Origin of the sequence: Streptomyces sp. NPDC049813, from assembly GCF_044465085.1 — a bacterium.
In the GTDB taxonomy this organism is placed as follows: domain Bacteria; phylum Actinomycetota; class Actinomycetes; order Streptomycetales; family Streptomycetaceae; genus Streptomyces.
Genome location: NZ_JBITLI010000019.1, coordinates 79,573 through 92,761, shown reverse-complemented (window position 1 = coordinate 92,761; position 13,189 = coordinate 79,573). Strand labels below are relative to the sequence as shown.

Here is a 13,189-nt window from a genome sequence, read left to right as displayed (position 1 = left end):
GAGGCGAAGTGATGCGGAGTGCGGCGAAGCGCCGTGATGCGGGACGGGGGACGGTCAGGCCGGCTCGGGGACGGCGGCCCCGTCCGGGGAGTCCGCGGTGTGGATGTGCCGCATGAAGTCCAGGCGCAGCAGGTCCTCGTTGACGGCGGCAGGGGCGATGTGCACGTACTGACCGGCGTCGGCGAAGACGATGCCGAGGGCGAGCCAGGAGTCGAGGAGCTGCCGGACCGCCTCCTCGCCGCGCGCCGCGCCCGGGACGCGCGCCGCGGCCTTGCGGGTGAGCGCCTGCACGCTGTGCGGCTGGTCTAGGAGGCGGAAGAGGGCGAGTTCGAAGGGGTCGGTCAGCTCCTTCACCCGCCAGTCGAAGGTCCGGCGCCGACTGACCAGGACGATGCGGTCCCCGTGGTCGTCATGGGTGAGGCGGGCGTCCGTGTGGTGCTTCTTCCACGCGGCCAGGGCGTCGTTGAGGGCGCTGACGGTGGGTTCGCCGATGCCGCGGGCGGGCGCCTCGAAGACGTACGCCATGCCGTACAGCTCCTCCTCGGGCAGATCGTAGGTGAAGCGGTAGTGCGCTTCGGGCCGCAGACCGGTGAAGCCCAGCTCGGGGCGCTCGAAGTAGGGGCTGAAGCGTTCGATGGCGATACGGGCGGACAGGTCGACCGGCGGGTCCAGGTGTTCCAGGGCGGGTATCTGGGCGATGACCGGGTCGTAGTCCTCGGCGCTCTCCCCGGGGAACCCGTGCAGGTAGTTCCAGGCGACGGAGAGCCCGGTCTCGGCGCCGTCGCGCAGCATGCGCACGTTCTGGCAGCCGCTGACACCCTTGTCCATGAGGTCCAGGACCCGGCTGTTGAGACTCTCGATGCCGGGCTGTACGTAGATGAGCCCGGCGTCGGCGAGCGTGCGCAGCTGGCTGCGTTTCATGTTGGCCTTGATCTCGATGTGCAGGCGCAGGTCGTAGCCGCTGTCGATGATGCGGGGCAGCACGGTGGTCAGGTAGCGCATGTCGAGGATGTTGTCGACGACATACATGTCGAGGACGCGGTGTCTGCGGGCCAGTTCCATGATCTCCGCGTAGAAGGTGTCGGGGCTCTTGGAGCGGAACTCCATGAAGGAGCCGTTGAGCCCGCAGAAGGTGCAGTGGTGCTTCTCCCCCCACCAGCAGCCGCGCGCCCCCTCGACCACGAGTTTCGGCTCGACCCAGTTGCGGGCGACGGACGCGGCGAGCCGCTCGAAGTAGCCGCTGTAGTCGGGCGGCAGGATCGCGGCGGGCGGCAGCGGGCGCGTCGCCATCGGGTTGGCGACGCTCGTCCCGTGCGCATCGCGGTGGCACAGGCCGGGGATGCCGTCGAGCGGGCCGTCCGCCGCGAGCGCGCCGAGAAGATCGGGGAAGGCGGCCTCGCCCTCGCCTCGTACCACGTGGTCGACGAAGGGGAAGTTGCGGTGCACGGTGGCGCCTTGCTCACCGTCGCAGTTGGCGCCGCCCATGACGGTCACGATGTGCGGGGCCAGCTGCTTGACACGGCGGGCGGCGGCGAGCGCGGCGGTGTTCTGCTGGAAGGTCGAGGTGAACCCGACGACGTCGGGGTTCGCCGCGACGATCTGCTGGGCGATGTCCTCGACGAACTCCGGTGCGATGCGGTGCAGTTCACGCGTCATCTTCATCCGCGCGGACTTGAGCTTGCCGGTCATGGTGGCGACGAACTCCTCCTCGCGCCAGGCCGGGTCGTCATACAGGGCGGAGGAGAACACCCAGTCGCCGCAGCCCATGAAGTACGAGGAGAGGGCGTAGTACTCGTAGTCCTCGCCGGTGAACTCGGTGCGCTCCGTGATCCAGTCGGTGAACATCAGGTTGGCGTGCAGCACGTCGGCGGTGGCACCGGGCACGCGCTCGTCGACGCTTCGTTTGAGGATGCCCAGGGCGAGGGACGGCAGGTCGATGGGCGACCAGGGCATGTTGACCAGCAGTACGCGCATGGGCGCTTCTCTCCTGACGTGATGCGGGCGGGCGGTGGTGCGGGTGATGGTGCGGGCGGCGGCGGTGACCGGCGGCGGCACGGGCGGCGCCGGTGCGGCCCGACCGGCCCCGGGGTGACCCGGGGCCGGCCGGTGAGGATCAGTCCTCGACGGTGTCGTCGCCGTCCTCGGCGTTGCGGAACGGGACGGTGACCGTGATGCCGACGCTCGGCTTGCGGTTCGTCTCGTCCTCGGCCAACGGGTCGTTGTGGATGATGTCCTTCTGCATGGTTCTCTCCTTCGCTGTCGTGTCAGTGTTCGACGGGATGGTGCACTGACCCCTCTCCTGCCGGAGCGGGGCGACTGGGGGGTGGGGTGGCGCGGGTGCCGTGCCGGAGCGCGCGGTCGAGGAAGCGCACCGCGCGGCGCAGCACATGTACGTGATCGCCGCCGTCGTAGCCGTCGTGCCCGGACGCGAGCCACAGCGCCTCGTGCGGGGCGCCGGCCGCGTCGAGAGCGGCGAGGTAGGAACGGACCTGCTGCGGTGGGCACTTGATGTCGTGCGTGGCGGCGACCACCAGGAGCGGGTCGCGTACGTGCGCGGCGTAGCGGATCGGTGAGCTGTGTGCGTAACGTTCCGGGACATGTGCCGGTGTACCGCCGAACAGCCGCTCGTCCAGCGCCCGGAGGGCAGGGGTGGCAGCGGCATGCGCGGCGGCATAGTCGGCCACGGGTTTGACGGCGACGCCCGCCTGCCAGAGCCCGGGCCGGGTGCCCAGCGCGAGCAGGACCAGGTAGCCGCCCCAGGAGGTGCCCCACAACCCGGTGGCGTCCGCGCGGATCAGGCCGCGTGCCACGAGGTCGGCGCGGACGGCCGCGAGGTCGGCGACCTGGGTGTGCCCGACACCGTCGCGGTACGCCCGCTGCCAGCTCGGGCCGTATCCGGTGGAGCCGCGGTAGTTGACGCGGGCCACGGCGAAGCCCGAGGCGACCAGGGAGTGCACGGTGCCGTCGTAGGCGTCGCGGTCGTGGTCGGCGGGGCCGCCGTGCACGAGGAACACGGCCGGATATGGCCCGGGCGCGGCCTCGGGCAGGCTGAGCAACGTGTGCACCGGCCCGTCCGCCCCGGGCGTGTGGACATCGCGCAGAGTGCCGGGCACACGTCCGTCGATGGTGCCGAGCGGCGGCAGCGGCGTCCCGGCCGTGGACGTCATACGCGGCGGGTGCGCCGTGTCCGTCCAGAGCGCGTGCAGGTCGCCCCCGGGCCGCGGGGCCGCGTCCAGGAGCGTGCCGGGCGGAGTCGGTACGAGGTCCAGGGCGCGGCGGGCGAGGTCGGCGCGGCGGAGCAGGGAGCGGCCGTGCCGGTCCTGCCGGATCAGCACGGCGTCACCGTCCGGGTACCAGCAGGCGGTGAACTGGGTGTCCAGGGCGCACCAGTCATGGGTGACCAGGCCCGCGGCGGCGGTCCAGGTGGCGAGTACGTAGCGCTCGTCGCGCTCGCGGACGAGCAGCAGTGTGGCCCGGCCGTCCCGGGCGGGGCCGAAGCCGAGCGCCCAGAGCCTGCCGTGGCGGCCGTCGCCGGGGAGGGCCGCGACCTCGGCGCCGTCGGGGGCGAGCAGGGTGACCGCGCGGGGTGCCTCGGCGGTGCGGGCGAGGGCGAGCAGGTCGCCGCGCGGGGCGAGCCCGGCGAGCGAGGCGGAACCGTGCACACGTATCACCTGGCGGCCCGGACCCCCACGCGTACCCAGCTGGATCACGGTGTGGTCGCCGCACCCGATGCCGACGGCGACCGTCGCGTCGGCGGTGACGGCGAGGCCGCGGGCGGTGCCGTCCGGGACGCCCGTGAGACCGGGCCGGTCCGGGCCGCCGTCGAACGGCTGGAACCGCCAGTGACCGACTCCCCGGACGTCCTCGGCGAACCACCACACGTGCGCGTCCGCGTCGATCGCGCCGTGCAGGGTGCCACCGGGGCGGTCGGTCACACGGCGGGCGCGCCGGGACGCGGCGTCCCAGGTGAACACCTCGCAGCGGCCCTCGGCGTCGGCAGTGAAGACCATGCGGTGCGGATCGGTGGCGCACACTTCGGGCAGTGCGGCGCGGAACACCTGAAAGCGGCTCACGCGGCGGCCTCCGTGAGGGCGGCGCGCCTGGTGGTGTACGCGGCGAGCAGGACGAGGAGAGCGGCACACCCGAGCGCCGGCCCGGCGGAACGCACCTGACCGGCGAACAGACCGGCCAGGACCGGAGCGAGGGCGGCGGTGGCGCCGGACGCGGTGGCGATGACGGCGCCGACCCGGGCCTGCAACTCGGGTTCGGTCGTCAACAGGGCGCGGGCCTGGAGGACGACGGCGGGCAGCGGCACGAGGAGGCCGATCGCGCCGAGCAGTGCCCCGTAGGTCCACGGCCCGTCGGCGAGAGCGAGGGCCGCCGTCAGCGGGGCGAGGAGCCAGGTGACGGCGGTGAGGGTGCGAGCCGCGCCGAAGCGAGCGGCGGCCTTCGGAGCGGCGAGGGACCCGGCCAGGCCCGTGGCGCCGGTGACGGCCAGGACGAGACCGAGCGGCAGCGCGCCACTGCCGGAACGCTGCAGCACGAACACCGCGGAGTAGTACAGCGTCGCGGCCACTCCGTTCACGAGCGCGACCCAGATCAGCACGAGCCGCAGCAACGGCCGCCGCCGCACCAACCGCAGCCCGGCGGCGACGGCACGCCACAGCCCCTCGCCCGCCGGAGCCGCCGCCGCCTTCAGATCCGTACGCATGGCCCGGACGCAGCCGGCGACGACGGCGTACGACAGGGCGTCGGCCGCGAAGGGCAGGACCCGGAAGAGCTGGTAGGCGGCGCCACCGAGGGCCGGGCCGAGGACGAGCGCGCCCTGGTCGGCGGCGGCGAGCCGGGCCACGGCGCGCGGCTGCTCGTCGGGCGGGCAGACCAGCGCGACGGTGCCCCGCGACGCGGCGTCGTGACAGGCGGTGGCGAACCGTTCGACGAGAACGGCGGCCACGAGGTGAGGAAGCGTCAGCTGCCCGGCGACCAGGGCCACGGCGACGGACCCCATGGCGACCGCGGCGACCGCGGCGGACCAGAACATGATCGTCTTACGCGCCCCGCGGTCGGCGGGCACGGCCGCGAGCGGCCCCAGCAGCAGACCCGCCGCCAGCGAGAGCCCGGCGACCAGCCCCGCGGTGCGCGGCGAGTGGCCGAGCCCGAGGAGCAACAGCGGGAGGACGGCGCCGGACGCCTGGGTACCGAGCGCGTCGACGGCGTTGGCCCACCAGAAGAGCCGGAAGTCCCGGGCAGACGTCGAGTGCCCGGAACCGGAGGAGCCGCGGCGGCCCCGGAGCGACCGGGGCCCGGGTAATCCGTCGCGCGGATCCACGGCTCCCGCCTGCGTGGACGACTCCACGATCTCCCCCGCGTCGATGAAGTATTCGTGCAGCTTGTGAAGAAAACGAAATCGAAACGAGCGGGATCGTAGCCAGCCGTTCGAACGGGCTACAAGGTGGCGGCGCGGTTGGCTGGAATGCACGTGGGGACGGAGGCAGGCCGGCAGTTCCGGGCTCCCGGAAAAGGGAAGCGGGCCTTGCGGCGCGACCCGCGAGAAGCGTGAGTTGTGGGGGACGGGTGTGACGAATGAGGTATGCCGTTGGCATGCTCCTGGTCAAGCGCTCCACCGGTGACAGCGTCCCGGAAGGACGCGGGGACGGACCGCCGGCCCGGGGGACGCGGGCGGCCTCCCGGCCCAGGATGGCCAAATCCTGACCGCCGTCGCGCTCACGGACTCCGCACGTTCCGCGCCTCAGCCCGGCAGCCGAGCTCTCTGCCCGGGTGAGCGCCCCGGCCCGGCGCACCGCGCCCGACTGACGTCCATGCTCTGACTTCAGAGGCTCGACACGGTTGTCAGCCCACGGCGACAGAGGAATTCACCTCGCCGCGCCCGTCACGACGGCGGAGGCGGAGAGCGTAGGCCGGCCTCGCCACGGCAGGCCGTCACCGCCCAGGGAGTCTGGCGCGGAACCCGCGTCACGCACGAGCGCACCTTCGCCAATGAGTGCGTCAAGGGCGCCGAGGCGTCTGCCGTCTTCGAGTTCTGACAAATACCTGTAGTCCTGGTGTCGTCCTGACGGATCGAAGGCTCCGGGCGGGCGCGCCAGCACACACGCTGCCGCGCTCGCCAGGACTCCGCTTTCACCTTGACACCCTGCCGCGCCCCTGACTGTCACTCGGCGGCCCGCGGCCCGCGCCCCTCATGAGGCCCGGCCGCACCATCCCCGCGACTCCCGCGGTGGCCGTGCCGCTCGCGCAGAGCCTGTTTGTCGATCTTCCCTACCGGGGTGAGGGGGAGGTCCGTGACGATGTCGATCACATCGGGAACCAGATGATCCTGGCCCAGCGCAGCGTGGACGTGAGCGCGCAGGGCCTGCTCGTCGACGGCGGCGGAGGCGAGGGTGACGGCGGCATGCACGCACTCGCCGTCGACATGAGGGTGGGGGACACCGAAGACGGCGGCTTCGCGCACCGCGGCATGCTGGTGCAGCGCCGCTTCGATGACCTGGGGATAGACATGCGTGCCGGTGGCGTGGTGCGTGATCAGGTCCTTGGCGCGCCCGCACAGGGTCAGGAAGCCGTCGGCGTCGAGGCGTCCCAGATCTCCTGTCCGCAGCCAGCCGTCCTGGACCGGCTGGCCACCGCCGCGTGCCGGGTCGAGATAGCCGGCCATCATCGCGGGGGTCTTCACCCATACGTCGCCCGTCTCGCCGCGCGGCACCCGTTGGTTGCCGGCGTCTCTCACGGCGATCTCGACGCCGGGGACGGGGCGCCCCGCCGAGGCCAGGAGGGCGGGGCCACCGCGCGCGTGGTCCTCGCCCGACAGGAGGCTGACCGGACCGCACTCGGTGAGCCCGTAGACCTGCTGCAGTACGGGCCCGAACAGCGCCAGCGCCTGGTGCACCCGGTGACGGGCCGCGGGCGCCGCCCCATAGGTGACGCAGCGCAGGCTGGACCAGTCGGTTCCGGCGGCGCCGGGGTGGTCGAGCAGCTTCGACAACTGCGGCGGGATGAGGGCGAGGTGAGTGATGCGCTCCGCGGGCACGAGCCGCAGACACGCGGCCGCGTCGAACCCTTCGTGCAGGACGAGAGCCCCTCCCGACAGCAGGGCGGGCAAGGCGAGGAACCAGCTGAGGTGGGACATGTCGCCGAACACCAGGAACCGCGGGGCGCTCCCCGCCGACCGGTCGTCACCCAGACCGGACAACGCCTCGTAGAGGGCGTGGGTATGAGCCACCCCCTTGGGCACACCCGTACTCCCCCCGGTGCACAACAACGTACGGACCGAGGAAGCAGGGGCCGGCGACAACGAGGTACGCACCTCGCCGCCAGTGCCCCCGTACACCCCCGAGGCGATGCCGGTGAGCGGTACCGGGCGTACTCCGGCGACCTGGTCGGTGAGCGCCCGCGCCGCGCCCGTCTCCCGCGCGTCGGCGAACAGTTCCACCGCCTGGCACTCACGCAGGAAGGACTCCTGGACGGCACGCGCCGCGTCGCGTGCCACGTGTGCGACCGGGCGCCCCACGACATGGCAGGCGAGATGCACCAGTAACGGCTCCACTTGGTTGCGGGCCAGCACAGCAGCCGTCCCACGCCGCGACGCCACCTGCGCCGCCAGACCGAGGACCCGGTCGGCCAGCTCCCCGTGCGTGAGCCGCACCCCGCCGTGGACCACTGCTTCGCGCTGCGCCCAGGGGCCGGTCGCGCGCGTCAGGAACTCTTGGACATAGCTCATGTCTCGCCTTTCCCCAGAACACGCGGAGGCGGCTGCGCCCGCCCCGGTGAAACACCCGGACGAGGGTGCTCAGGCACACGGCGCTGACGGGCTGTTCGGCGCCGTACGGACTCGCCGCCCACAGTCGTGCCCGCGCTGCCCGTCCGGGTCGGCGGTCAGCGCGGACGCTCACCGGGGCAGGTGCCGAGGTGTGGCGCTCCGTGCCGACATGGACGCGCTACCGGTCAAGGAGGAGACAGGCCTGCCCTACGCCTCCACGGTGACGGCGGGCGAGGTGCCGGTGACGGCCGTCACCGGCGACGGCCGCGAGGTGCCGGTGACGCACGCGTGCGGCCACGCCGTCCACGTCACCGCCCTGCTGGGCATGTGCGCCCGGCTCGCGTCACCGCCGACCGGCGTCCCCGGCTCGTCCTCGGGCCACTTCGCGCCACTGGCCGGACCGTCGGTGGAGACCGGCGTCCGGCTGATGACCACGGCGGCCGCTCACTGGCTGGCACACCAGAAGGCTGAGCCGGACACCCCCGCACGCGCGTACGGTCTTCTCGGGCCCCTCCCGTGCCGCTCGGGCGGAGAGGGGCTGCTCTCACCGGTAGGAGGGGCGATCGTGCGGCCCTGCGTTCTGGGCCGCACGCAACCCCTGGCTGACTGGGACGTACCGCTGTACCTCGCTACGCAGCCGGCTGCTTCCGGGCCTGCCTGGCGAGATAGGACGCCCGGCCCGCCTCGATCGCGGTGGACAGGGCGCGGGCCGCCGCCACCTGGTCGGGGGCCCGGAGGATGACCTGTGCGGAGGCCACCGCGGTGCAGCCGAGTTCCATGGCCTGGCAGGCGTGGGCGACGGTGCCGATGCCCGCGCCGATGATGACGGGCGCGGTGACGCGGTCGACCATGATCTCGAACTTCAGGGGGTTGGCGATGCCCTGTCCCGACCCGACGGGTGAACCCTGCGGGACGATGCCCGCGCAGCCGAGGTCCTCCAGCTCGACGGCGAGCCCGGGGTCGTCGGTGATGAGCGGGTAGACGTCGAAGCCGTCGCTGATGAGCTGGGTGGCGGCGGCGACGACCTCGCGGGGGTTGGGCACCATGTACTCGCGGTCGCGGGTGAGGATGAGCTTCACCCAGGGCTTGCCGACGATCTCTGCGCCGTGATGCGCGGCGGTGACCGCCGCCCGTGCGTCCTGGCAGTCCGCGGTGTTGGGCAGGATGTGGACCCCCTGGTCGCGCAGGATGTCCACGGCGTCCTGGAGGGGGCCCGGGGCAGCGGGCGTGGTCTTGATCGTGGCGCTCTGGAGGCCCGATGCCCGGGTGACGTCCGCGAGCTGTGTGATGTCGGCGTCCTCCGGGATGGCGAGCATCAGGCGCGAGGTGAGGGTCACGTCCCCCAGCGTCCAGGTGTCGGTCGGATCGGGCATGTTCAGCCTCCGGGGGTGAGGGTGACGATGTTCAGATCGAGTCCGTCGGTCAGCGAACGGTTCGCCCATGCGTCACCGGGCACGACGTCACCGTTGATGGCGACGGAGACGCCCTGCGGGTCGTACCCCTGCTGGTCGAGGTAGTCCGCGACGGTGATCGGGCCGGTCAGATGGTTCTGCTCGCCGTTGACGGTGATGGTCACGCTGGTGGTGGAGCTGTCGTCCGGGCTGCTCACAGGTGCTTCCTTTCGGTGGGGACGCCGGGGCCGGCAGGTGTCAGGACTCGGGGACGTCGGTGGGGGTGTCGTGGGCGGCCAGGGCGGCGCGGATCGCCTCGTCGCCGGAGAGCTGGACCTCGACCTCGTCGACGTGCCACTCGACGACGCCGTGATGGACCAGCGGGTCCTGGGCGAGGATCGCGTCGATCCGCTCCCGGTCGTCGCCGAAGGCGATGACGAACCCGCCGGTCCGCGGCTCACGGCGGCCACCGATGAAGAAGTCGCCGGCGGTGAAGTGCTCGGTCACCCAGGCGCGGTGCTCGGGGAGCAGTTCGTCGATCCGCTCCAGCGGGGCGGTGTAGGTGTTGAGCAGGATGAACACAGGGTGCCTCCGGTAGGTGTGACGACTCGTCAGGACTACGTGGTGTGGGAGGGCGGCAGCAGCAGTGCGGCGGCCATCGCCCCGAGGTGGAGCCCGCGGGCGGTGGTGTCGGCGGGCTGGGCGTCGACCGCGAGGGCGCGGCGGCGGAAACGTTCTGCTTCCGGATGGCCGACGGCCCCCAGTACATGGGCGTGGACGGGCGCGCTCAGCGTCGAGCCGTGGGTGGTCCGCTCCAGGTAGTAGTCCACCGTGCGGACCCAGAGCCGGTCCCCGGTGGCGTATCCCAGGCGCGCCAGCGCCGTGAGGATCTCGTCGGGGGAGAACAGGTAGCCGAGCATCAGGGTGTCGGGCTGCTTCGTCACCTGATAGTTGCGCGGGTGGTCGCCCTCCCGCTCCAGCAGTTGGTCGAGGCGGCGCAGGGCGCCACGGTCGCCGTACCGGTCCCAGGGGAACGGCGCCAGCTCCTCGTACCGGGCGAACTGGCTGATCACGCCGGAGTGGAAGGGGACCGCGAGACGGTGCGCGACCGTGTCCCAGTGACCCAGCTCGTCGTCGGTCAGCCCCAGCGCGGCGCGCAGCTCGCGGCGGCGCGGGCCGGGCAGCCGGCGCCACAGCCGGCCGGCGCGGGCGAGGGTGTGGGAGACGAGGATGTTGGTGTAGGCGTTGTCGGTCAGCCCGGGCTCGGCCGCCTGCGGGTACTGGTCGTGGAACTCGTCGGGGCCCATGACCCGGTGCAGGTGGTAGCGGTCGTCCGCGGGGGAGTGCCGAGCCGCGGCGGCGAAGTACCGGGCCACCTGCAGGATCATCTCCGCGCCGCGCCCGTGCAGGTGGTCGAGGTCCCCGGTGGTGGCCGCGTAGGTGTGGACGGTGTGGGTGAGCGCGACGCCGATGTGCCGCTGGAGGGCGGTGTGGTCCGGGGACCAGCGCTCGCTCAGCGGGTTGAGGACCACCGGCACCGTCGTCTCGTCGCCGTCGTGGCCGCTCTGCCACGGGTACAGGGCGCCGGGCAGCCCGTGGGCGGCGGCGGCGCGGCAGGCGGCCGGGAGGCGCCGGTGCCGGTAGTCGAGGGCGGACTTGGCGGTGTTGGGGAAATACCGGCTGAGCCAGGTGATGACGGGTAACTCGTCCCAGAAGACCCGGCCGTGGTACTCCTCACCGCTCAGCCCGCGCGCGGGCACCCCAGTGTCGCGGACGCGGCTGTGCGGCGACATGACCTGGAGCAGGTGGAAACGGCACAGCCGCAGGCGCAACCGGTCGGCCGGCGGGTCGTCGTGCGGAACGCGGCGCCACAGCCGTTCCCAGGCGGTCTGGTGGGCGGCCAGGAGCAGGGGGAACGGCGCCGCTCCCTCGGCGTGGGAGACAGTGAGGGCCCGCAGATGGTCGGTGGCAAGAAGCCGGGCGGTGCGCAGGGCCACCGTCTTGTCGATGACAGCGCTCTGCCCGGGAGAGAGGGGGCAGGTCGTGGTGGTGGTGATGCGGCCCGGGCACCGCCCGTGCCGAAGTGCGCGGACCCCGGCGGACCCCGGGACGTCCACGTGCAGCCGGGAGGCCAGGGCGACGGCGATGAGAGTGTCCGTGGTGTGGCAGGTGAGCCAGGCCGTGCCCCGGTCCACTCCGGTGTCGAGTCCGGTCAGCTGCTGCCCGCCGAGCGCCCGGTAGCGGTCCACCTGGGAGTTGGAGACGGTGCCGTCCAGTTCCGCCGCGACGGAGAGGGTGCCCGACCAGTTCTCGGCGGTGACGGTCAGCCGGATCGCTGCGAGGTGCGGATCGGCCATGTGCACCAGGCGGATCTCCTCCAGCCGGGTGCGTCTGCCGTCCTCGTCCTCGATGCGGTACGTGCGGCGCAGCAGGCCGTGCCTGAGGTCGAGGGCGTAGTGGTGGGCGAGGACCCTGGCCGCGCGGTGGTTCAGGTCGCGCGGAGGGCCGTGCGGCTCAGGGGTGAGGACGGAGCAGCGCAGGGGAAGCCAGTTGGGCAGGTTGACGATGCTCTCGGTGACGACCGGGCGGGCGTCCACGACGCTGCGGGTGCGGTTGAAGCAGCCGGCGGCGTAGGTGCCCGGGTAGTGGACGTCGTCGGCGGCCGTGTCGATATGTGCGCCGCGGGTGGCGAACAGGCCGTTGCCCAGGGTGCACAGGGTCTCGCGCCAGCCTTCGCAGTCCGGGTCCTCGCGACCGGGGAAGGACCAGGTCCAGTCGGGATCGGCGGGAACCTCGCGGCTGGGGCCGGCCGCCTGGGCGGGTATCAACTCTGCTGCGTACGGGATGCCTTCGGTCACGGGAGAGCCTCCGGGCGGGGGGTGCGGGGTGGGTCGGGCGCCGTTCCCGGGTCCGGGGTGCGGTTCGTCGCGTGCGGGGCGCCGAGCGCGACGGGCGGCAGCAGGAGTTCGGCAAGGTCGTGCACGAGGAGATCGGGCTCCTCCTCCCGCAGGACGGCGGCTTCGTCGCACCGGTCGACGGCGACGACGAAGCCGAACCCGCCCCGGACGGCGGCCCGGAGTCCGCTGGGGCCGTCCTCGAACACCGCCGCCTGCTGCGGTGTGACCCGCAGGGTCGAGGCGGCGTGCAGGTAGGAGTCGGGGGAGGGCTTGCCGTGCAGGCTCTCCGCACGGGCGGTACGTCCGTCGACCCGCAGGTCGAACAGGCCGCTCAGTGCGGAGGCGTCGAGCACTTGGGCGCAGTGTGAGCTGGCGGAGACGATGGCGGTGGACATCCCGGCGGCACGGACCGCCTCGATGAACCGCACGGTGCCGGGGTAGGGCTCGACGAACTCCTCGGCGAGACATGCGCAGAGCAGTGCGTCCTTGCGGTTGGCCAGTCCGTGGACCGTCCGGGCGTCGGGCGGATCGCCGGGGGAGCCGGGCCGCAGGAACTGGCCGCGGGAGCCGAGGAATCGGCGTACGGCGTCGTGACGGGGGAGCCCGTCCACGTGCCGCAGGTAGTCGGTGAGGGTGAACGGGGGCTGGTCTTCTTGTTCGAGACCGGCGAGGAACGGGTCGAACGTCCGTTTCCAGCACTGCCGGTGCTGGACATCGGTCTTGGTCACCACACCGTCGAGATCAAAGAGGCAGACGCGTATTCCCGCTGGTAGTGAGGGAGTGGGGGTCACTTCTCGTAGGTTCCGCAGCTTTCATGGGACGGAAACCCGCGTCACACGAAAGTGTCAGCGAAAAAATGGATTGTCGTCTATTTGTTCTTATAGTGGAACGTATATTGCATTATCGGCTTCTCAAGCCTCTTGACCAGGTCGCGCTTTCCGTGCTCACACTGAAGGGCCCGGGCCGGCGCCCCAACTGCCGCCCGGACACGGGAAACAGGTCACGAGACCCGCCCCCCATGAAGGCCTCGGCCGTCGATCCCTCACCTTCCGGCTCTCCGATGCGCCGGCCCCCCTTTCACGGACTCCCGGCTCCCCGGGTCCCTTCCGCTGCTCTCGGTCGCGCCCCGA

Annotated in this window: 11 protein-coding genes; 1 reads left to right on the top strand and 10 read right to left on the bottom strand. The window is 72.3% G+C overall.

Going from position 1 to position 13,189, the window contains the following annotated elements:
* Nucleotides 1-54: 54 nt before the first annotated feature.
* From ACIBW6_RS30685 to ACIBW6_RS30665, 5 genes are all read right to left on the bottom strand, one after another.
* Complete coding sequence (locus ACIBW6_RS30685) at nucleotides 55-1,974, bottom strand: RiPP maturation radical SAM C-methyltransferase (RefSeq protein WP_399065325.1); 1,920 nt, start codon at nucleotides 1,972-1,974, stop codon at nucleotides 55-57.
* Between the two features lie 139 nt (nucleotides 1,975-2,113).
* The gene (locus ACIBW6_RS30680) at nucleotides 2,114-2,242 is read right to left on the bottom strand and encodes a hypothetical protein (RefSeq protein WP_399065322.1); all 129 of its coding nucleotides are present in this window, start codon (nucleotides 2,240-2,242) and stop codon (nucleotides 2,114-2,116) included.
* A 22-nt stretch (nucleotides 2,243-2,264) separates the two neighbouring features.
* A complete protein-coding gene (locus ACIBW6_RS30675; RefSeq protein ID WP_399065320.1) occupies nucleotides 2,265-4,073 on the bottom strand; it encodes an alpha/beta hydrolase family protein in 1,809 nt (602 codons plus the stop codon).
* A complete protein-coding gene (locus tag ACIBW6_RS30670) occupies nucleotides 4,070-5,356 on the bottom strand; it encodes an MFS transporter (protein WP_399065318.1) in 1,287 nt (428 codons plus the stop codon). The genes ACIBW6_RS30675 and ACIBW6_RS30670 overlap by 4 nt, the downstream gene beginning before the upstream one ends.
* An 813-nt stretch (nucleotides 5,357-6,169) precedes the next feature.
* Entirely contained in the window at nucleotides 6,170-7,732 is a 1,563-nt protein-coding gene (locus tag ACIBW6_RS30665; protein WP_399065316.1) for a class I adenylate-forming enzyme family protein, read from the bottom strand.
* Between ACIBW6_RS30665 and ACIBW6_RS30660 the strand changes: the two genes are divergently transcribed.
* On the top strand, nucleotides 7,731-8,513 hold the full coding sequence (locus tag ACIBW6_RS30660; protein WP_399065314.1) for a M20/M25/M40 family metallo-hydrolase: 783 nt from the start codon (nucleotides 7,731-7,733) through the stop codon (nucleotides 8,511-8,513). The genes ACIBW6_RS30665 and ACIBW6_RS30660 overlap by 2 nt on opposite strands.
* On the opposite strand, the gene ACIBW6_RS30655 is transcribed toward ACIBW6_RS30660, so the two are convergent.
* The 5 genes from ACIBW6_RS30655 to ACIBW6_RS30635 are packed head-to-tail and all read right to left on the bottom strand — an operon-like array spanning nucleotide 8,401 to nucleotide 12,850.
* Nucleotides 8,401-9,144, bottom strand: coding sequence for a thiazole synthase (locus ACIBW6_RS30655; RefSeq protein WP_399065312.1), 744 nt, complete (start codon nucleotides 9,142-9,144; stop codon nucleotides 8,401-8,403). The two genes, ACIBW6_RS30660 and ACIBW6_RS30655, sit on opposite strands and share 113 nt — an antisense overlap.
* A 2-nt stretch (nucleotides 9,145-9,146) precedes the next feature.
* Complete coding sequence (gene thiS, locus ACIBW6_RS30650) at nucleotides 9,147-9,380, bottom strand: sulfur carrier protein ThiS (protein WP_399065311.1); 234 nt, start codon at nucleotides 9,378-9,380, stop codon at nucleotides 9,147-9,149.
* Nucleotides 9,381-9,420: 40 nt separating this feature from the next.
* The gene (locus tag ACIBW6_RS30645) at nucleotides 9,421-9,744 is read right to left on the bottom strand and encodes a YciI family protein (protein ID WP_399065309.1); all 324 of its coding nucleotides are present in this window, start codon (nucleotides 9,742-9,744) and stop codon (nucleotides 9,421-9,423) included.
* A 35-nt stretch (nucleotides 9,745-9,779) separates the two neighbouring features.
* The gene (locus ACIBW6_RS30640) at nucleotides 9,780-12,020 is read right to left on the bottom strand and encodes a glycoside hydrolase family 65 protein (protein ID WP_399065306.1); all 2,241 of its coding nucleotides are present in this window, start codon (nucleotides 12,018-12,020) and stop codon (nucleotides 9,780-9,782) included.
* On the bottom strand, nucleotides 12,017-12,850 hold the full coding sequence (locus ACIBW6_RS30635; RefSeq protein ID WP_399065304.1) for an HAD family hydrolase: 834 nt from the start codon (nucleotides 12,848-12,850) through the stop codon (nucleotides 12,017-12,019). Before ACIBW6_RS30635 ends, ACIBW6_RS30640 begins: the two co-directional genes overlap by 4 nt.
* Nucleotides 12,851-13,189 lie beyond the last annotated feature (339 nt).